Annotated in this window: 17 protein-coding genes; 16 read left to right on the forward strand and 1 reads right to left on the reverse strand. The window is 43.5% G+C overall.

Annotated features, from left to right (window positions below):
* Positions 1-72 precede the first annotated feature (72 nt).
* The 4 genes from ARA78_RS06625 (at position 73) to ARA78_RS06640 (ending at position 6,221) form a co-directional block, all read left to right on the forward strand.
* Complete coding sequence (locus ARA78_RS06625) at positions 73-1,836, forward strand: phospho-sugar mutase (protein WP_055280268.1); 1,764 nt, start codon at positions 73-75, stop codon at positions 1,834-1,836.
* A gap of 258 nt (positions 1,837-2,094) precedes the next feature.
* Positions 2,095-2,898 carry a hypothetical protein gene (locus tag ARA78_RS06630; protein ID WP_055224499.1) on the forward strand — a complete coding sequence of 268 codons (804 nt, stop codon included), beginning with the start codon at positions 2,095-2,097 and terminating at the stop codon, positions 2,896-2,898.
* Between the two features lie 35 nt (positions 2,899-2,933).
* Positions 2,934-5,135 carry an alpha-galactosidase gene (locus ARA78_RS06635; RefSeq protein WP_055280269.1) on the forward strand — a complete coding sequence of 734 codons (2,202 nt, stop codon included), beginning with the start codon at positions 2,934-2,936 and terminating at the stop codon, positions 5,133-5,135.
* A 60-nt stretch (positions 5,136-5,195) separates the two neighbouring features.
* Positions 5,196-6,221: a LacI family DNA-binding transcriptional regulator gene (locus ARA78_RS06640; protein ID WP_022216158.1), complete on the forward strand. Its 1,026-nt coding sequence runs from the start codon at positions 5,196-5,198 to the stop codon at positions 6,219-6,221.
* A 12-nt stretch (positions 6,222-6,233) separates the two neighbouring features.
* Here ARA78_RS06640 and ARA78_RS06645 read toward each other — a convergent pair whose 3' ends face one another.
* The gene (locus ARA78_RS06645) at positions 6,234-7,154 is read right to left on the reverse strand and encodes a helix-turn-helix transcriptional regulator (protein ID WP_055272319.1); all 921 of its coding nucleotides are present in this window, start codon (positions 7,152-7,154) and stop codon (positions 6,234-6,236) included.
* Between the two features lie 290 nt (positions 7,155-7,444).
* Here ARA78_RS06645 and ARA78_RS06650 point away from each other — a divergent pair, with 290 nt between their 5' ends.
* The 12 genes from ARA78_RS06650 to sufB all read left to right on the forward strand — a co-directional run bounded on the left by ARA78_RS06650 (position 7,445) and on the right by sufB (position 21,964).
* A complete protein-coding gene (locus tag ARA78_RS06650; protein ID WP_022216160.1) occupies positions 7,445-8,890 on the forward strand; it encodes an ABC transporter substrate-binding protein in 1,446 nt (481 codons plus the stop codon).
* Between the two features lie 85 nt (positions 8,891-8,975).
* A complete protein-coding gene (locus tag ARA78_RS06655) occupies positions 8,976-10,007 on the forward strand; it encodes a carbohydrate ABC transporter permease (protein WP_055145382.1) in 1,032 nt (343 codons plus the stop codon).
* Between the two features lies 1 nt (position 10,008).
* Positions 10,009-10,893, forward strand: a complete 885-nt coding sequence (locus tag ARA78_RS06660; RefSeq protein WP_022216162.1) for a carbohydrate ABC transporter permease — start codon at positions 10,009-10,011, stop codon at positions 10,891-10,893.
* Between the two features lie 24 nt (positions 10,894-10,917).
* Positions 10,918-12,093 (forward strand): AGE family epimerase/isomerase, encoded by a 1,176-nt coding sequence (locus tag ARA78_RS06665; RefSeq protein WP_055280270.1) that lies wholly within the window; start codon positions 10,918-10,920, stop codon positions 12,091-12,093.
* 41 nt (positions 12,094-12,134) lie between these two features.
* The gene (locus ARA78_RS06670; RefSeq protein WP_004851784.1) at positions 12,135-13,313 is read left to right on the forward strand and encodes a glycoside hydrolase family 130 protein; all 1,179 of its coding nucleotides are present in this window, start codon (positions 12,135-12,137) and stop codon (positions 13,311-13,313) included.
* Between the two features lie 128 nt (positions 13,314-13,441).
* A complete protein-coding gene (locus tag ARA78_RS06675) occupies positions 13,442-14,467 on the forward strand; it encodes a glycoside hydrolase family 130 protein (protein ID WP_004851781.1) in 1,026 nt (341 codons plus the stop codon).
* A gap of 569 nt (positions 14,468-15,036) precedes the next feature.
* Positions 15,037-15,984: a type I phosphomannose isomerase catalytic subunit gene (locus tag ARA78_RS06680; RefSeq protein WP_242849678.1), complete on the forward strand. Its 948-nt coding sequence runs from the start codon at positions 15,037-15,039 to the stop codon at positions 15,982-15,984.
* A gap of 38 nt (positions 15,985-16,022) precedes the next feature.
* The gene (locus tag ARA78_RS06685; protein ID WP_238050635.1) at positions 16,023-17,996 is read left to right on the forward strand and encodes a GGDEF domain-containing protein; all 1,974 of its coding nucleotides are present in this window, start codon (positions 16,023-16,025) and stop codon (positions 17,994-17,996) included.
* A 170-nt stretch (positions 17,997-18,166) separates the two neighbouring features.
* Positions 18,167-19,030, forward strand: a complete 864-nt coding sequence (locus tag ARA78_RS06690; RefSeq protein WP_055145399.1) for a DegV family protein — start codon at positions 18,167-18,169, stop codon at positions 19,028-19,030.
* A 254-nt stretch (positions 19,031-19,284) separates the two neighbouring features.
* Positions 19,285-19,695, forward strand: coding sequence for an RrF2 family transcriptional regulator (locus ARA78_RS06695; RefSeq protein WP_015534709.1), 411 nt, complete (start codon positions 19,285-19,287; stop codon positions 19,693-19,695).
* 109 nt (positions 19,696-19,804) lie between these two features.
* Positions 19,805-20,554, forward strand: a complete 750-nt coding sequence (sufC, locus tag ARA78_RS06700) for a Fe-S cluster assembly ATPase SufC (protein ID WP_004851768.1) — start codon at positions 19,805-19,807, stop codon at positions 20,552-20,554.
* Positions 20,555-20,557: 3 nt separating this feature from the next.
* On the forward strand, positions 20,558-21,964 hold the full coding sequence (gene sufB / locus ARA78_RS06705) for a Fe-S cluster assembly protein SufB (RefSeq protein ID WP_004851766.1): 1,407 nt from the start codon (positions 20,558-20,560) through the stop codon (positions 21,962-21,964).

The raw sequence follows: 21,964 nt of genomic DNA on the forward strand, positions 1-21,964 counted from the left end.
AAATGTCAGCAGAAAATAGGTTCGAAGATCGCGGTCGCGACTAAAAATAATTACAAGATGGAGGCAAAAAAGATGGGTTACATGGACGAATACAAGTTCTGGCTTGAGTCAGACTGCTTTGATGAGAAGACCAAGGAAGAGCTTAGAAGTATCGCAGATGATGACAAAGAGATCCAGGACAGATTCTACAAGAATCTGAAATTTGGAACCGGCGGAATGCGCGGAATCATGGGTGCTGGAACCAACAGAATGAATATATATACAGTTACAAAGGCTACACAGGGCCTTGCAGAATACATACTTGAGGTTGGCCCTGAGGCTGCTAAGAGAGGTGTAGTAATTGCACATGACTGCCGAAATATGTCAGCAGAGTTCACAGAGGCATCAGCTCTGTGTCTCAATGCAAATGGCATAAAGACTTATGTGTTTGATGCACTCCGCCCTACACCTGAACTGTCATTTGCAGTGAGAGAGCTTGGATGTATAGCCGGAATCGTGGTAACAGCAAGCCACAATCCACCTGAGTACAACGGCTATAAGGTGTACTGGGAGGACGGCAGCCAGATCGTATCCCCTCAGGATCAGGATATCCTGAAGCATGTGGCGGATGTAGAGAGATACGAGGATGTCAAGACCATGGACAAGGACAAGGCGGTTGCAGACGGTCTGTTCTGTATGGTTCCTGCAAGTGTTGATGAGAACTATTATCAGGCGCTCATAAAGCAGACCATCCACGGCGACATAATTCCGAAGGTTGCAGACGATATCAAGATAGTATACACACCACTTCATGGAACAGGAAATGTACCTGTAAGGGAAGTGCTCAAGAGACTTGGCTTCAAGCACGTATATGTTGTAGAGGAGCAGACTGTTCCTGACGGGGACTTCAGTACAGTCAAGTCACCAAATCCGGAGGAACCATCAGCATTTGCCATGGGAATAGAACTGGCAAAGAAGGTTGATGCGGACGTTATCATGGCCACAGATCCTGATGCAGACAGACTTGGAATATACGTCAAGGACAGCACGGGAATCTGGAAGGACACGGAATTTGCAGATGATCCGGCATATCCATATGTCCGATTCAATGCCAATATGACAGGTGCCCTGATAGCAGAATATGTATGCCGCGAGCAGAAGGCAGTCGGCAAGCTGCCGGCAAACGGAGCTATCTGTAACACGGTTGTCAGCACCAATCTTACAAAGGCGATAGCAGAGAATTACAAACTGAAATATATAGAGACACTTACCGGATTCAAGTACATAGGTGAGCAGATACTTCTCTTTGAGAAGAACAACACATACAAGTTCATCTTCGGAATGGAGGAGAGCTTTGGATGTTTGGTAGGAGACTACACTCGTGACAAGGACGCCTGCGCAGCCGTTGTCATTTTATGTGAAATAGCAGCATTTTATAAGCTGCAGGGAGAAACCATCTGTAATGCCATGGAAGAGGTTTACCGCAAATATGGCTATTACTTTGAAGGTGCGTTTGGGATAACTCTAAAGGGTGTAGATGGTGCAGCACAGATTAAGGAGATGATGGAGAACTTCAGAAACCATCCACTTACGACCTTTGCAGGTATCAAAGTTACCGGCATGAGGGACTATGTGAGCGGAATCCGCAAGCCGCTTGATGGCGAAGAGGAGCACATGGGTCTACCAAAGTCAAATGTGCTGTACTATGAGCTGGAAAATAATGCCTGGTTCGCGGTTAGGCCTTCTGGAAATGAACCAAAGATCAAATTCTACTTTGGCGTGAATGAAAACAGCCTAAAAAATGCCATGTCAAAGATAGACGAGATGAAAGCATGTGTGCAGGAGCTTGTTAAATAAACAATCACAAAATATGGCAGAATTTACTGCTAAAAAAACATTCCTTCCATATACTACAAAATTTAACATGTAAATGCACTTTCCAGCCAATGCGCTGAACAAGAGGGATCTCGGCTTTGAGGCTGAGGTCCCTTTTGTAAAAGTAAAATATAGTTAAAAATGCTAAAAATCTGTTTAAAAATTAACTAAAAAATGCTACAATGTATAAAGTAACTGCAGTGTGTGGCAAACGCGGATAGGAGTAGTATAGGAGATTATATGCCAGAAAAAGAAATAGAAAAAGAAATAAAAAAAGAGAGAGAAATAGAAAAGAAAAATATAAAAAGTATCGCTGGACATATCATCGATGAGAAAACCGATGAAAAAGAGAAACGAGAGCCGGAGAGCGTCTTGGATGTGGATGAGCATATGTCTGAGAAACAGAAACTCAGCCTTATGAACAAACAGCAGAAAAAGGAATACATACTGGAGTATTATGCTCCGAAGGCTCTATTTGCACTTGTTGTTGTGGGCATAGTTGTATTCCTTGTCGTAAAACATTTTACGGCGGAATCTGCGGCACTCAACATCCTTGCGGTCAACACTACACAACAGGAATCCGCGGCGAACGACAAGGCGTATTATGAGGAATTCCTAAGTGAAAATGGTCTTGATGCGGAGAAGGAATATGTCAGTATAAGTACAGGGATCGGCGTGTCAACTGATCCGAATGATGCCATGAGTCAGGATAGTCTACAGCTTATACAGAACAAATTTATGGCGAATGCGGTGGACGTGTTCTTTGCCGACACAGACCTTGTCATGAGTTTTGGAGAGTTCGGATATATGCAGGATCTTGATAAGGTACTGACTGATGAACTGAAAGAAAAGTATAAAGATTCGTTTGTGTATGCAACGGTTATTGAAACGGGTGAGAAGATACCTGTCGGAATAAAGATCGGTGATAATTCCTGGGTGAAGGATACCGGCTGGTATGAAATGGATGCTGCAGTGGGATTTGGCGAGAATGCCAAGAATATGGATCTTGCACTTGAATTTCTTGAATACATAAGCAGAGAGTGATACCCATAAATAAAACGAGGAGACTATAGATACATATGAGCATAAGATATGATGAGGCAAACAGAATATTTGAACTTGATACGAGAAACACGAGTTATCGTATCGGAATCGCCGATGAAGAGGGGTTTGTCGGACATATATATTATGGACAGAAGATTCGTCCGCAGAAATGTGATCAGTTTTTGAGAACGTGTGAGGCTCCTTTTGTTCCGTCCAAGAATAACAGGGAGAGATGTTCATTTATGGATACATTTCCGACAGAGTATTCCGGAAATGGAATAGGAGACTACAGGGAGAGTTGTATTGCAGTAAAGACCGCAAATGGCAGCAGAACCGTTGATCTGAAATTTGTGGATTACGATATTGTAAATGGAAAACCGGGGATTAGTGGCCTTCCGGCATCATTTGCGGGAGAAGAGGAGGTTCAGACTCTCGTTGTCCATATGATGGATGGGGGATGTGGCATTGATGTTGACCTGATATATTCTGTGTTTGAGGATGAGGATGTTATAACCAGAAGTGTGAGCGTGAAAAATGCAGGTGATAAGGATATCAGGCTCACAAAGGTATATTCTGCATGTATAGACATGGATGACGAGGATTTTGAGATGCTTACTCTTCATGGCTCATGGGCCAGGGAGAGACAGATCGATAGACGCCCGATAGCTTATGGCAAGCAGAGTGTAAGCTCTCTCCGCGGTGAGTCATCCCACCAGGACCATCCGTTTATGGCATGGATGACAAAGGGGACAGATCAGACTACGGGTGATGTATATGGAATGCATTTTGTGTACTCGGGTAACTTCATCGCACAGATAGAGAAATCACAGTTTGATTCCATACGCGCAGTCATGGGCATACATTCAGAGGGATTTGAGTGGTGGCTCACGCCTGGAGAGACGTTTACAGCGCCTGAGGTTGTGCTTACATACAGCCATGATGGACTTGGACAGATGACTAGAAATCTTCATGATTTTTACAGATGCCACATGATAAGGAGCAGATATCTTCACCAGAAGAGACCTGTCCTCATCAACAACTGGGAGGCTACATATTTTGACTTTGATACCGATAAGCTCCTTGCGATAGCAAAGAGTGCGGCAGAACATGGAATAGAGATGCTGGTCATGGATGATGGCTGGTTTGGACATAGAAATGATGATGCCACAAGTCTTGGAGACTGGTTTGTAAATGAAAACAAGATCAAGGGCGGTTTGAAACATCTTGTTGATGAGGTGAATAAGCTGGGGCTGAAATTTGGAATATGGATGGAGCCTGAAATGATTTCCCCTGATTCTGAACTTTACAGAAAGCATCCCGACTGGGCGTTTGCGGTTCCGGAGAGAACGGCTACATTATCGCGAAATCAGTACGTGCTTGATCTCTCGAGAAAAGAAGTTAGAGACTACGTGTATGAATGTGTGCATAACGTGATCTCATCAGCAAATATTGAGTATGTTAAGTGGGATATGAACAGACAGCTCACGGATATCGGCAGCGTAGAATTCACCGGAGACAGGCAGGGAGAATTGGCTCACAGGTATGTGCTTGGAGTATATGAGCTGCAAGAGCGCCTTGTTAACGATTTCCCAGATCTTTTGCTTGAGAACTGCTCGGGCGGTGGTGCAAGATTTGACCCTGGCATGCTTTACTACAGTCCGCAGATATGGTGCTCCGATGACACGGATGCCATAGAGAGACTTTCTATACAGGAGGGAACGGAACTGATATATCCGCTTTCGACCATGGGCGCCCATGTGTCGGATTGCCCTAATCACACAGTTGGAAGGAGTACACCTTTTATGACCAGGGCACATGTGGCTCTAGCGGGAACATTTGGCTATGAACTCGATATCACAAAAATAAGTGAAGAAGAACGTGCGATGATCCCTGAGCAGGTGTCTATGTATCATAAATATAATGATCTTGTAAGGGAGGGTGATTATTATAGGGTTGCATCGTACAGGGAAAATGGACTGTATGATTGCTGGATGGTTGTTGCAAAGGATAAGAGTGAGGCGTTGGTGACTTACGTTCAGGTGCTTGGAAGACCTAACGTACACAGTAGAAAGATAAAACTTTTAGGGCTTGACGTGGCTACAGATTACAGACTTGACGGAACGGAGAAAGTGTATGGGGGAGATCTACTCATGAATGCCGGAATGCTCATTGAAACTATGCGTGGAGATTATATGAGCAGACTGTATCACTTTGTACTTGACAATAGTTTAACCTAAAAATAAAATAAAAATTAAGTTATTTAACCACGTGAAAAAATAAAGTGAGAAGGACTAGTTATGGCAAAATCAGTAAAATTGGGAGACATAGCTGCCATTGTTGGCGTGAGTACCGTGACGGTCTCAAAGGCACTTTCAGATCAGAAGGGTGTCAGCGAGGAGCTCAGAGCACAGATCAAACAATTGGCAGATGAGATGGGATACCAGTCACCATCTGAGATCAGAAAGAAGACGGCAAAGAAAAAGTATAATATTGGTGTTCTCATTCAAGAGATATATCTTGGAAAGTATCCGTCGTTCTATTGGCAGTTATATCAGGTGCTTAACAAAAAGGCGGTGGCAAGAGGCTGCTTTACTATGCTGGAGTTTGTTTCCAGAGATAGTGTATTGAACGCTGAGATGCCTATGCTCTTGGAGGACGACAAGGTTGATGGAATAGTTGTTGTAGGTTCCATGGGTAAGGAATACCTGGAAAAGCTGGAGAAGACAGCCAAGGTTCCTGTAGAATATGTGGATTACTATGACAATTCGAGACCGATAGACACGGTTATAGCAAACAGTTTCTATGGAAGCTATATGCTGACTAATTATCTGTATGATATGGGACATAGAGATATTGCATATGTTGGCACGATAGGTTCAACGAACAGTATAACTGACAGATATTTGGGCTATATAAAGTCTTTGTTGGAGCATGATATTCCGCTCAGAGAAGACTGGGTTATTCCGGACAGAGATGTGAAGACGGGTCAGTTTGACGAGGAGAACTGTTTTAAACTTCCAAAGAATATGCCTACAGCGTTTGTGTGCAACTGTGATCTTGCGGCAGCTACGCTCATAAAGATACTCAATGCTGCGGGCTACAGAGTTCCTGAGGATGTGTCCGTTGTGGGGTTTGATAATTACATGTATCCTGGAAGCTGCGATATAGGCGTGACCACATACGAGATCAATATGCAGGAGATGGCAGAGAGAACCATGCATAAGATTATAAAAAAGATATCCAACGAAAAATATACTGATGGCATATTTGTCGTGGATGGACGAATCGTGGTAAAGGATAGCGTTGCCAGAATAGAACGATAATAAAACTACATATCAATTGTAATGCAAATCGGAAATAGACACCGGTGCAGCCTGCTTGAAAGACAGCGGAGTTGTACCGGTGTCTTTTTTGAACAGATTTATAAAATGGTTTGTGTTCTCGATTCCAACCTGGGATCCGACCTCGTGGACGGACAGATCTGTTGTGAGAAGGAGCCTTTTGGCAGCATCGATCCTGCGACTGTTGAGATAGCGCATAGGTGATTCACCGAAGTGAAATGAAAATTCTCTGCATATCCTGTATCTGCTGATCCTGTAAGTTGCCTCGAGGTCATCAAGCGACATCGGTTCGGCGTAGTTTGTATCCATCTGATTCTTTATCGATAAAAGATAAGAAGGCACACAATCCATCTTCTTGGATGAGTTTTCAATAAATACACATAATTCGGTCAGGATATCATTAAACCATTTGGAAATTCTAAAAATATCGGTGGCAGACAACTCCCCCTGGAGTCTGCTTATCAGTGAAAGATGGCTCCAGAGTACAGAGGCTCCGGCAGAGTCCTTTTTATAATATATGGATTCGGGGAGAAACTCGTGATACAGGCGAAGTGGAGCTCCGAGGATGAATGCCTCGTAGAAACGACACTTGCCGTTCGTGGTGTATGTTATTTCTGATCCTGCCTCAAAAAGCGCGGCTGTATTCTTGGAATATGATGATTTGCTGCTGCCCGATGTTACTGTAAGAGTTCCTTCATATATATAGAAGAAATGGTAACACGGAATGAAAGAGAAGGTATAACTGCATGAATAAGCAAAAGAAATATCGCCGTTGGCCAGAAGATGAATCAGGCCATCGTTAATCATTGATTCTTCATATGTAAAGAACGCACTGTGGAATCTTGCGTTCTCAATATCTTTCTGAATATTGTAACCTGACAGTACAGTGCAGGAAATTAATTCTTTAGCTAACATGCAAACCACCTCCTATCCATAATAATACAATTATTAAACAATCATCACAAGCTAAAAGCGATATAAATTAGTGACTAATTAGCTAAAAAAACAATAAAATGCTAATTAAAGATAAAAATATATAGATAAAATGTCTATATGATATTGAAAAAAAATAGTGATAATGGTAAAATTAACGAAAAGTACAAAATACTGTGATTAAAAACAAAAATGAGTGATGACTAAAAAGTAAATTAATGTATACTTAATATAAAGTTAAAAACAAAGAAGGTTTTAAGGAGGACAAAACTATGAAATCAAAGCGTATTGCATGTATCGCAATGGCTGGTCTTATGGCAGCATCACTTGCAGGTTGTGGAGGCTCAGACAGCGATAACAAGGACACAACAGAGGCAACAAAGGCTGCCACAGAGGCAGCAGGAAGTGATTCAGCAGATGACACAACAGCTGATGCTGAGGGAATCAAGTCATATGCAGACATCCAGTTAGGAACAGACTTCACAGATCTTTCAGCGGAGATCAAGTTCTACAACAACAGAACTGATATGGACTCAGATGACTACGGCGGAAAGAACTGGAAGCAGTATCTTGAGGACTTCAACAAGGAGTATCCAAACATCAAGGTTGATGTCATCACAGATACAAACTATGCAGAAGATGCTCTTACACATCTTCAGTCAGGAAACTACGAGACAGTAATGTGTATCCCAGCAGTTGACATGGCAGACCTTTCAACATATTTCATGTCATATGGCGATTATGATACAATGAGCAGTCTTGTAAATTACTCAAACAGATGGCTGTATCAGGGTCAGGTATATGGTGTACCTCTTGCAGCTACAACACAGGGTATCGTATACAACAAGAAGGTATTTGCTGATGCAGGTGTGACAGACGTACCTAAGACACCAGAGGAGTTCATTGCGGCACTCAAGGCAATCAAGGATAAGAATCCGGATTGTATTCCACTTTACACAAACTATGCAGCAGGCTGGACAATGGGAGCATGGGATGATTATATCGCGATCACAGCAACAGGCGATGCTACATACAAGAACCAGAAGTTAGCCCATACAAAGGATCCATTCAAGAACTATGGCGACGATACACATGCTTATGCAGTATATAAGATCCTTTACGATGCAGTATCACAGGGACTTACAGAGGATGATTACTCAACAACAGATTGGGAGTCATGTAAGGGAATGATCAACAACGGCGAGATCGGATGTATGGTACTTGGTTCATGGGCATACCCACAGATGGAAGCAGGCGGACCTAACGCAGACGATATAGGATACATTCCTTTCCCTATCTCAGTAAATGGTAAGCAGTACGCTTCATCAGGTGCAGATTACTGCTTCGGTATCAACGTAAACGCTTCAGATGATGAGAAACAGGCAGCTCTTGTATTTGTTAAGTGGATGACAGAGAAGTCAGGATATGCTTACAACGAGGATTCACTTGCAATTGTTCCTGGTTCAGAGTCAAAGATCTCATTCGACGGTGTTGACTTCGTTGCAGACGAGCCAGCTCTTGAGGGCGAGGAGGATTACCTCAATCAGCTCAATTCAGAGTCAGAGCTTAACGTAAGCAATGGTGGTAACGACAAGATCCAGGCCATCATCGAGCATGCTGCAAACGGCGACATGTCATTCGACGATATCATGGCTGAGTGGAACCAGAAGTGGTCAGATGCTCAGGAGTCATTAGGAATCGAAGTTACTGAGAAGTAATAAAGATTTCAATATAAATAAGTAAGAATAAGCTACAGACCGGGGTGGGATTGCCCGCCCCGGTTTATTAAAAAAAGGCGGTGGAATGAGTATGGCTAACAAAAAACAATCCGGCTTTGGTAAATGGGCGTCAAGCAGGAAGGGGCAGCAGGTTATAATATGCGCAGCCTTCGCAATTATCCCATTGCTTTTGCTATTAGTATTTACATATATACCATTCGGAGAGATGGTTAAATTTAGTTTCTACAAGATGAAATATACGACGCCTGTAGAAAAGAGAGAATTCGTAGGATTAGCAAATTATATCGATGTGTTCACAAGAAAAGACTGTTTCGGTGCATTAAAGCTCAGTTTGTATTACATCGTAGGAGCACTTGTACAGTTAGTGCTTGCACTTTTCCTTGCAACTCTTCTGAGTTTCAAAGTAAAAGGTGGTAACCTTTTCAAGGGATTTATTTTCTTCCCTTATCTTATCAGTGGTATCGCTGTAGGTTTCATTTTCAAATTCTTCTTCACAAGAGGATTCGTGTTTGATTCAATCCTTCAGTTGTGTGGATTTAGCTTAGACAACCTTCCATACTGGCTCAAAGACCAGAGTGTCAACAACTGGACACTGGTTTCAACCTCGGTCTGGAGATACCTTGGACAGATGATGGTTCTCTTCATTGGAGCTATCATGTCGGTAGATGCAGAACTTTATGAGGCGGCAGAGCTTGATGGTGCAAATAAATTCCAGCAGTTTAGATATATCATACTGCCAAGTATCAAGACAATCGTTACATTAAATGTAATTTTAGCAATAACAGGATCACTCAGTGCTTTCGAGCAGCCTTTCGTTATCACAACAGGTGCAAACGGAACAGGTACTTACTTCATCATCATGAACAAGATAGCACATACAAGCCAGAAGGTCGGTCTTGCTTCAGCAATGGCAGTTGTACTTCTCCTTATCATACTTATATGTGCTGCGCTTCAGAAGCTGTTCTTTGAGTACATCTTCAAGGATTCAAGCTCAGATGATGAGAGTTATAAGGCAAAGAAGCTTCGCAAGAAACAGGAGAGAGATACCAAGAAATACGTGAAGCAGATGGCTGCTTCTGCGAAGGGGGGCAAGTAACATGGCAAGAGGAAAGACAGATGTGCCAGGCATAGCACCAATAAAAGAAAAACGAACCGTTGGATATTATGTAAGAGGTTTCCTCAAGTACTTTGTACTCATATTCTTCTCACTGTGTGCGGTTGTACCTCTTATATCATGTGTTACAACAGCCTTCAAGACAACAGATGAGTATAAGGCTACTTCAGTAATGGAACTTCCTGAAAGCTTTCTGAACTTCAGCAACTTTGTAAAGGCATTCACGACTGCCAACATGGGACGTGCATTCCTCAACTCAGTAATAGTCATGGTATGCGTACTTATCGTGTCAGTTGTAATAGGAACACAGCTTGCATATGTGCTTAACAGATTCAAGTTCCCGGGAAACGGCTTTATCAGAACACTTTTCCTTGTGGCATCATTGCTCCCTGCAGTTGCTATGCAGGTTACAGTCTACAACATCATGGGTGATCTGAGATTCATAGATCACTTATATGGTTACATCATCATGAGCTGTGGTACAGATGTTATCTCGATCTACATCTTTATACAGTTTATGGAGAACATATCAGTATCTCTTGACGAGTCAGCTATCGTGGATGGTGCATCATACTGGACCATCTACTGGAAGATCATACTTCCACTTCTCAAGCCGGCTATCGTTACTGCTTGTATACTGAAAGGCGTTGTAATCTATAACGAGTACTACGCTGCAAACCTTTACCTCATAAGCCCGGAGATCAAGACAATGGCTATCTCACTTTACAAGTTCGTAGGACCTATGGGCAGCCAGTACAACCTGATATGTGCAGGTGTTATCATATCGATCATACCGGCACTTATAGTATTCATCTGCTGTCAGAAACAGATCTACAGTGGTATTACACAGGGTGCTGTAAAGGGTTAATAATTTATTAGAAGAAGAGAGTTCATGAATATGAGAAATGAAATTCAAAAAGAATTAATAGATGCTATCATCCCATTCTGGGAGGCCCTGAGGGATGATGAGTACGGCGGATTTTATGGGTATATGGATTATGACCTCAACCTTGATAAAAAGGCTGAGAAGGGTTGTATTCTTAACAGTAGAATTATCTGGTTCTTCGCAAGTGCGTATAAGGCACTCAAGGACCCGAAGCTTCTAGATGAGGCTGCTCATGGATATGAATTTCTGAAAGAATATTGTATAGACAGGGAATATGGCGGAATATATTGGTCCATGAATTATGATGGTTCACCCAAAGATACGACAAAACACACCTACAATCAGGCATTTAGTATATATGCCTTATCCGCCTATTACGAAGCTTCCGGTGATTCGGAAGCTTTGGACCTGGCCCTGCAGCTTTTCCATACAATAGAAGAGAAATGTACTGACGAAGGTGGCTATCTCGAGGCATTTACAAGAGAGTTCAAGCCAGAGTCAAATGATAAGCTTTCTGAGAATGGTGTTCTCGCAGAGAGAACAATGAACACACTGCTCCATGCACTTGAGGCTTACACAGAACTTTATAAGGTATCCAAGGATTCCAAGGTAAAGGCGCGCCTGGAATGGCTGCTCGATGTATTTGCTGATAAGGTATACAATCCGGAGCTTAAGAGACAGGAAGTGTTCTTTGATAAGGATTATAACTCTCTGATTGATCTGTACTCATACGGACATGACATTGAGACATCATGGCTTCTGGACAGGGCGACCGAGGTGCTTGGAGAGGCAGAGTACACAGAGAAGATCACAAAGATAACAGATATCCTTGCAGAGCAGATATATGAGCTTGCTTTCGATGGACATTCAGTTCTGACAGAATGTGAAAAGGGCGTGCCATACACGGTAAGAGTATGGTGGGTTCAGGCAGAATCAATAGTAGGATTTATAAATGCTTATCAAAAGTCAGGTGATAAGAAGTATTACGAGGCTGCCGAGAAAGTCTGGGAGTACATAAAGGAATACTTTATTGACAAGAGACCGGGATCAGAGTGGTTCTGGGATCTGAATGCAGATGGAACACCGAGAGTCGGACGTCCTATAGTTGAGCCATGGAAGTGCCCATACCACAACGGCAGAATGTGTCTTGAGATTATGAGCAGACTCGCTGACGGCAAGTAGATAGCGTTCAATTGCTTTCAAATTATAAGGAGAATGCCTAAATGATGAATGAGAAATATTATGTAGAGCTTGACAAACTGAACAAGCTTCTTGAGAGAAAGAATAAGAAGACAGATTTCTATAATGGAATCTATGACAGATATGAGTACCCTGTACTCACAAGAGAGATGATACCTCTCACATGGAGATATGACTTAAACCCTGAGACAAATCCATACTTCATTGAGCGTCTCGGAGTTAATGCTGTCATGAACTCAGGCGCTATCTACCTGAACGGCAAGTATTATCTTGTCGCAAGAATAGAGGGAAATGACAGAAAGTCATTTTTCGGCGTAGCTGAGAGTGACAACGGTATCGATGGATTCCGTTTCTGGGATTATCCAATCCTTCTGGACGATGTATGTCCGGAGGAGACAAATGTATATGATATGAGACTGACACAGCACGAGGATGGATGGATCTACGGTGTGTTCTGTTCAGAGAGCAAGGATACAACTGTAAATGACCTCTCAGCAGCAGTTGCAGCAGCAGGTATCGTGAGAACAAAGGATTTAAAGCACTGGGAGCGCCTTGACAACCTCAAGACTCTTCGTTCACCACAGCAGAGAAATGTTGTACTTCACCCTGAATTTGTGGATGGCAAGTACGCATTCTATACACGTCCAATGGATGATTTCATCGAGACAGGAAGCGGCAGCGGAATAGGATTCGGTCTCTGTGATGATATAGAGCATGCGGTTATAGACGAGGAGAAGATGACAAGTCTTCGTAAGTACCACACTATAACAGAGGCAAAGAACGGTGCAGGTGCACCTCCTATAAAGACAGACAAGGGCTGGATCCACATCGCACATGGTGTGAGAAATACAGCAGCCGGTCTCAGATACGTGCTTTATGCATTTGCGACAGATCTCAATGATCCTTCAAAGGTTATCGCTGAGCCATCAGGAATGCTTATCGGACCTCGCGGCGAGGAGAGAGTCGGCGATGTATCAAACGTTGTATTCACAAATGGCGCCATCGTAAACGAGAACAACGAGGTGTTCATCTATTATGCATCAAGCGATACAAGAATGCATGTTGCAACAACAACAGTTGACAGACTCATTGATTATGTATTCAACACACCTGCTGATCCGGGAAGAAGCGTTGAGTGTGTAGCGCAGAGATGTGAGTTGATCAGGAAGAACCTTGAGTTCCTTAAGAATGCAGACAAGTAAGACAATAAAATGAACTGATCGCCTGACGAAATGGTGTTTGTGCTGAAGTAAGAACTCATTTCGTTCGGGTGAGAGATATAACGTGAAAAATATATATCCGGCGGGAGAGCTGGAAGAAAGAGGTACTTATGTCAGAAGTAAAAATGTTCAGCGAGCCTGTGCCAAACGTGCCATGGCAGGACAGACCGGCAAATGACAATCATGACGCTCCAATCTGGAGATATACAGAGAATCCTATAATAGGAAGAAACCCGGCAAAGGGTGTTGCAAGAATATTCAACAGTGCGGTAGTTCCATTTGAGGGAAAATTTGTCGGAGTATTTAGAGGCGAGCAGGTAAATGGAATTCCATACATCTACCTCGGAGAGAGCGAGGATGCTATCCACTGGAATATCAGCGAGGAGAAGATCAAGTTTGTTGATGAGAACGGTGAAGAGTTCATGCCTATATACGCATATGATCCAAGACTTGTAAAGGTAGAGGATACATACTATGCGATCTGGTGCCAGGATTTCTATGGCGCAGCGATAGGTATAGCAAAGTCAAAGGATCTCAAGACATTTGTGAGAATCGAGAACCCATTCCTTCCATTTAACAGAAATGCAGTTCTCTTCCCAAGAAAGATCAACGGTAATTTCGTGATGCTGTCACGTCCAAGTGACAGTGGACACACACCATTTGGTGATATATTCGTAAGTGAGAGTCCTGATATGGTTTACTGGGGTAAGCACAGACATGTCATGGGCAAGAGCAGCGAGTGGTGGGAGTCACTCAAGATTGGCGGCGGTGCAGCCCCTATCGAGACTTCTGAAGGATGGCTGTTATTCTACCACGGAGTATCAGGAACGTGTAATGGTTATGTATACTCAATCGGTGGAGCAATCCTTGATATCGACAACCCATCGATCGTTAAGTATCGTTGTGAGAACTTCCTTCTCACACCAGAAGAGTGGTACGAGGAGCGTGGATTTGTTCCTAATGTATGCTTCCCATGTGCTACTATTCACGACAGCGAGTCTGGAAAGATCGCCATTTACTACGGTGCAGCTGACAGCTATGTGGGCCTTGCATTCACAAAGCTTGATGAGATCGTAGATTACATCAAGTCGCACAGTGTGGTAACAACTTCTGATACCGAGATCGGTAGAAGATAGTTAGTTATAGATCGCTATGAGCCCCTACTCATACGCGGCAATTGTATTATTTTTTTCTCATTTCCCAAGGCGGTGCCCGCCGCCTTCGGGGCCCCTCTAAAAAGAAATGTAATGGCAGGTGATTGCCAAAACTTTTAGACTATGACAGCCTGGCAGTAAGCCGGGCTGAATTTGATTCTGAGGGTTTTGGCAATCATAAAAACTAAAAAGGCAGAAAAAAGACTGTAATATGTAGAAAAAAAGGCAACAGATGCAATAAAATAACAGTGACATACATTATCATGGAAATGACGAGTGAAGAAGTCATGGTCAATGTAAAAATGTGATTTCTTCACCGTCTTATATAGAACAGGCAATTGGGGAATGGTGTAATCAGTAACAGGTGTACATATTCGACATTGTCATGGTTCGGACATTTGAGCCCGCCGGTACTTAGATGGCGCGTTAGCGGCATCTTAGTATCCGCTGCAGGGCGAAACGAGCGGGAGCGTTCCGAGCCAGACAAGTCGGATGTGTACACCGTACGGATATGCACACAATTGCCGTACGTCAAAAGGAGGAAAATGACAATGAACAAGGAAATACTTTTTTTAAATCCCGTGTTTACGCACAATATCTGGGGCGGTACAAAGCTCAGAGAAGAATACGGATATGATGTTGAGGGCGATGATATAGGCGAGTGCTGGGGAGTTGCGGCACATGAGAATGGCAACTGTACAGTGAAAAATGGCGAGTTTGCAGGGTATACGCTTGCCGACTTATGGGACAGCCACAGAGAGATGTTTGGCGGCATAGATGGTGTCAGATTCCCACTGCTTATAAAGATAATCGATGCAAAAGATGATCTGAGTATACAGGTGCATCCGGACGATGCATACGCAGCAGAACATGAGAATGGTTCATTTGGCAAGATGGAGTGCTGGTATATTCTTGACTGCAAGGAAGATTCAACACTTGTAATCGGTCATAATGCAAGGACAAAGGAAGAATTATGTGATATGATCGAAGGTAAGAAATGGAAGGAGTTTATCAGAGAGATCCCTGTTAAGAAGGGGGATTTCATTCAGATAGATCCCGGTACAGTACACGCGATCAAAGGAGGAATCACACTTCTTGAGACACAGCAGAACAGTGACATCACATACAGAGTTTATGATTATGACAGACTGAGCAATGGAAAGCCTAGAGATCTTCACGTAAAGCAGAGCATAGATGTTATAACAGTTCCTGCAAAGCCGGTTGAGGACAGCGTTATAAGTGTCAAGGCAGATAAGGCAAATGAACTCTGTGAGCTTATAAGCTGTAAGTATTACACAGTATACAAGCTGGATGTTGAGGGAAAGGCAGAGCTGAATGTGGGCGACAAGCCATTCCTTATCATGTCTGTAGTTGCGGGAAGTGGAACCGTGGATGGAAACGCTATAAAGAAGGGTGATCACTTTATCCTGCCAAATGGATACAGCAACCCAGTGTTTGAGGGCAATATGGAGATCGTAGCATCCACAGTCAGCAAGTAAGATCCTGCCTTTGGAAGAGAATGTCAAGGGGGATAGTTATGAAGAGAAAGACGATAGGTGTTCTGGTAGGCGGAATCACGGATGATTTTACGAGGCTGCTCTGTCATGGGGTTATAGAGAGAGCAAAGACACTTGATGTCAATATAGTTGTTATTCCGGGTAAGTTCCTTGACCGGGAATACCCAGAAACGTCAGATATATATTATGAATATCAGTACCAGACACTGTTTTCCTATGCTACAAAGGAGAATCTGGACGGCGTTATTGTTGCATCGAGTTGTATTGGCTGCTTTGCAACCAAGGAGCGTATCAGCGAATTTATGAAAAGATATCTGCAGATGCCGTGCGTGATAGTGGCTGCAGATGAGCCGGATCAGATTTGTGTCAGATATGACAATGGAGCAGGCATAAGAGAAGGACTCAATTACATGATCGAGGAACTTGGTTATACAAGAATAGGCATGATAGGCGGTCCGGACTCCAATTATGATGCAAAGGAGAGAAGGAGAACCTACATTGAGGTGCTTGAGGCTCATGGAATAGAGTTTGATCCGGGACTTTATGTGGAGGGCAATCTTACATCGGAATCAAAAGAGGTTTTCAGAGATATTCTGGACAGAAATCCGGATATGCAGGGAGTGTTCTGTGTGAATGATTCCTGTGCATCTGGTTTTTATGAAGAACTTAAGGCGAGAGATATTCTGCCGGGAAGAGATATATCAGTCATGGGTTACGATGATATTGAGTGGGCTACACAGATATATCCGACGCTCTCGACTGTGCGTGCAGACGCGGGAAAACTTGGCTCAGAGGCTGTAAATCTTATGGTCAGGCTCATTGATGGCAAGCAGGTTGAGAGTAAGATACTTCCTACTGAGTTTATCAGAAGAGATTCATTCTGTAAAAAAGGCGGATCAAGAAAACGTAGTAAGAATGTCATTGAGGGATATCTCTCAATGAACCATATGCTCTCAGAGCAGTGGGAAGAGCGGAATAAGACTCAGTTCAAGATGAAGACATTTATCCAGAAGGTCTTGAGCTTTGACAGAGGCAACGACAGAAGTTATGGAGAGATTCTTGGCACCATGGACTGGCTGGACATAGAGAATGCATTTATATTCTTATATAAAGAGCCAATAATACATCTGATCGGTGAGCCATTTGAACTGCCTGACCAGTTATATCTCAAGACTAAGGATCTTAAAGAGAAGGTCAGCAGTGTGATCACTGTGAACCAGAAGGTGTCATCATCAAATCTTTATGATTTTGAGAGCCTCGGTGTGGAAGGAGCTGGAATATATGTACTCTTGCCGCTGTATTCCAACGAAATACTCTATGGAGTCCTTCTGTGTGATCTCACGGAAGGAGTTCTGGTGAATGGGGAGTTTCTTGGAAACCAGGTCTCAGCTGCTGTCAAGATGATCAATCTGCTCAAGACGAACGAGGAGATCATGAAGCGCCTTGAGGAGAGTATGGCGATCCTGCAAAAAAACAACATTATGCTTGACAATCTGTCAAAACAGGATCCCCTTACAGGAATCATGAACAGACGAGGTTTCTTTGACAGATCATTACAGCTGCTCAAGGAATGTGAGGAGCAGAAAAGGACGGCTACGGTATTCTACGCTGATATGAACAGTCTCAAGATCATCAATGACAGATATGGACATGATGAGGGTGATTTCTCTCTTAAAACCATAGGAGATATTCTGATCAAATCTGTAGGCGATAATGGAATCGTAGGCAGAATAGGTGGAGACGAGTATTGCTGTCTTGTACTCGGCCTTAAGGACTCTGACGCTGCAGATGCATTTGCTGAGGAAGTATACAGTTCATTTGAGAAGTTTAATGAGCACTGTGATAAGCCTTATAAAGTGAGTGTATCGCTTGGAAACTGTCAGATCGTAGAATATAACAAGAAAGGTCTTCAGAATGCCATGACTATGGCAGATGAGAAGCTGTATGAGGTGAAGAAGTACAGGAAGAAGGATGTTGTTAAGGTTAAAAATTGATAATTTATATAATAAATAAAAGGTATGATCAGGTTGCGTTGAGTGCAGCTTGATCATACCTTTTTTTGTAAAATCTATGCTCCCAGAAAAAATGTCTAAAATGTATAAATACAGAAAAAATATCTAATAATACTCGTGTGATGCATATTGTGCATGGAGGTGTTGTTGAGATGAAAAGAAATGATCATGGATGGAAACTGGTTTCGGATTCCGGCTGCAGTCTGCTCGTGCCGGATGGACCGGATGGACTGGCTGGAATAGATTATGCTGAGGTTCCGTTTGTAATATCTGTTGATAACACAGATTATATAGACGAACCGGGTATAGATATAGAGAAGATGCTTGAACATATTGCAAATTGCCGGTCAGGCGGAAGAACTAGCTGCCCTTCACCCCATGCGTGGCTTGAGGCGTGGGGGGATGCGGAAAATGTTATCGCATTTACGTTGTCAGCTGCATTGTCGGGAAGTTACAACAGCGCCATAGCTGCAAGACATATGGCGCTTGAGAAATATCCGGACAGGAATATTGCGGTGATAAACACATGTGGTGCCGGGGGGCTCCCGGAACAGCTGACAAATATAATATATGAAGGTATTCATGAAGGTGATTCATTTGATGCCATAGTAAGTGCTGCCGACAAAGCAGTGAGGGAGACGCAGGTAATGTTTGCCTTGGGGAGTCTGGACAACCTGATAAAGGCGGGCAGATTAAATAAGCTTGTGGGTTATGCGGCTCATAGATTCAATATATCCGCAATAGGTGTGGCATCACCTGGTGGACGAATTGAACTCAGACACAAATTCAGAGGTATGAAGAAGACATATGATAAGCTGATAGATACTCTCCGGGAGACGGGATTTGCAGGGGGAGAGCTGGTCATAAGCCACTGTATGAATGAGGAGGGAGCAGAAAAGCTGGGGCATCTTATCAAGGCTGAATGGCTCGACACGGATGTGAGCGTCGTACCTGCAAGCGGGCTGTGCAGCTATTATATGGGAAAAGATGGGCTGATAATAACATATCATGAGTAGACTGCTGCACGGATAAATTATATAAAATGCTTGAAAAAGACAAAATAATGGAAAATAATGGAAGGCTGCCACACCTTCTATTATTTTTTGTGTATTAACCTATTGACATAGTAGGTAAATGGGAATATCCTATTTTTGCGAGTCAGATATTGACTTATTACGCCCCAAAATGGCGGATGAGGGTGATGACTGGAATGACCGTGTATTTGCGGCTGGAATGTGATCACACTCATATGTAAGGAGGATTTACAGATATGGTGATTTCTTCAAAGGGAGAATATGCCCTGAGGGTCATGGCAGACCTTGCCATAAACCACGACGGCAGATTCATTCCGTTAAAAGAAATAGTTCAGAAAGAGGAACTGTCCCAGAAGTATCTGGAGAGTATAATGCGCATGCTGTCCAAGGCAAATCTGATAGAGGCAGCCAGCGGACATGGCGGAGGCTACAGACTCAAAAAGGCTCCTGAGGAATATACACTGTGGGAGATACTTGAACTCACGGAAGGTGGACTTGCCCCGGTGGCATGCATGAAGAACAGCGCAATGACCTGTGACAGATCCGGACAGTGCTACACTTTGCCGATATGGCAGGGACTGGCGGAGTTGATACAGGATTATTTCCAGGGTAAGACACTGGCGGATATAGCCAGAAATGTGGAATGAGCAGAGTAATTTGATACAAGCAAAAAGATAATTAAAGCGGGACAATTGAATCGCCGGATATAGCAGTGATAAAGCAATTGCCGGGCTTGGTATAAAAGGAGGCAGACTGATGTCAGATAAAAAATTATTGGAAGTTAAGAATTTACATGTTGATGTTGAGGATAAACAGATCCTTCACGGTGTGAACCTGGAGATAGGCAAGGGTGAGACACATGTACTTATGGGACCTAATGGAACCGGAAAGTCAACCCTTGGATATGCACTTATGGGCAATCCTAGATATACAGTCAGAGAGGGCGAGATATGGTTTGATGGTAAGAACATCACAGAAGAGGCTGTCAATGAGCGTGCAAAGGCAGGAATATTCCTCTCATTCCAGAATCCTCTAGAGGTGCCTGGTGTGACACTCAGCTCATTTATAAGAAATGCCCTTGAGCAGAAGACCGGCAAGAGAATCCGTCTCTGGGATTTCAAGAAGGAGCTTGAGAGAACCATGGAGATCCTTCAGATGGATCCATCTTATGCGGAGAGAGACCTGAATGTGGGATTTTCAGGTGGTGAGAAGAAGAAGGCAGAGATACTTCAGCTTCTGATGCTCAAGCCATCACTGGCAATCCTTGACGAGACAGATTCAGGACTTGACGTTGATGCAGTCCGTACAGTATCAGCAGGTATCGAGGAATACCAGAAGAACTGCAAGGGAAGTCTGCTTATCATCACACACAGCACCAAGATCCTTGAGTCACTCACCGTTGACTACACACATGTCATGGTTGAGGGCAAGATCATAGAGACTGGTGACGCATCACTTGTGGACAAGATCAACGAGTCTGGATTTGCAGAGTATGAAAGGATATAGAAGATGAAGGAAAAGACATATGTAGAGGACATAGACAGAAATATATATGACTTCAAGTATGATGACAAAGATGCCTATAAGCTTAAAGCTGGTCTCACACCTGAGATAGTTGAGCAGCTTTCAAAGGAGAAACATGATCCGGCATGGATGCAGAATTTCAGACTTGAGTCTTTACAGATATACAACAATATGCAGGTGCCTGACTGGGGCCCATCCATCGAGGGACTGGATATTGACAATATAGTTACTTACGTAAGACCAAATACCAAGATGAAGGGCAGCTGGGATGAAGTTCCTGAGGATATCAAGGATACATTTGAGAGACTTGGAATCCCTCAGGCTGAGAGAAAATCCCTTGCGGGAGTTGGTGCACAGTACGATTCAGAACTCGTATATCACAATGTCCGTCAGGAGGTTGCGGACATGGGAGTTGTGTACACTGATATGGAGAGTGCACTCACAGGTGAGTATGCAGACATGGTGCAGAAGCATTTCATGAAGCTTGTCACCCCTCATGATCACAAATTTGCAGCACTTCACGGAGCTGTGTGGTCAGGCGGTTCATTTGTATATGTGCCACCTGGAGTAAAGGTTGAGATCCCACTTCAGTCATACTTCAGACTTAATGCAGCGGGCGCGGGTCAGTTTGAGCACACACTCATCATAGTAGATGAGGGAGCAGACCTCCACTTTATAGAGGGATGTTCGGCACCGAAGTACAATGTGGCGAACCTTCACGCAGGCTGTGTGGAGTTGTTTGTCGGCAAGAACGCAAAGCTCAGATATTCAACCATAGAGAACTGGTCCAAGAATATGTACAACCTGAACACCAAGAGAGCCCGAGTTGAAGAGGGTGGAACCATCGAGTGGGTATCGGGTTCATTTGGATCACATGTGTCATACCTTTACCCGATGAGCGTGCTCAAGGGCAAGGGCGCCAGGATGGAGTTCACCGGAGTTACATTTGCCGGTAAGGGACAGAACCTTGACACAGGAGCGAAGGTAGTTCATGCGGCACCTGACACAAGCTCATATATCAACACAAAGTCTATCTCCAAGGACGGGGGTATAAGCACATTCCGTTCGTCAGTTGTAGTGACAAAGGAGGCTGAGAACTCCAAGGCAGCAGTTTCCTGCCAGTCACTTATGCTTGATTCGATATCACGTTCGGACACCATACCGGCCATGGATATCAGAACCAAGAAGGTAAATGTGGGACATGAGGCACAGATAGGAAGCATCAGTGACGAGGCTGTGTTCTACCTGATGTCAAGAGGAATGAGTGAAGAAGACGCGAGAGCATGTATCGTCAGTGGATTTGCAGACAATGTATCGAAGGAGCTGCCGCTTGAGTATGCTCTTGAGATGAACAACCTCATCCGTCTTGAGATGAAGGGCAGCATAGGTTAA

It is taken from the genome of Coprococcus eutactus (assembly GCF_001404675.1).
GTDB lineage: Bacteria > Bacillota > Clostridia > Lachnospirales > Lachnospiraceae > Coprococcus > Coprococcus aceti.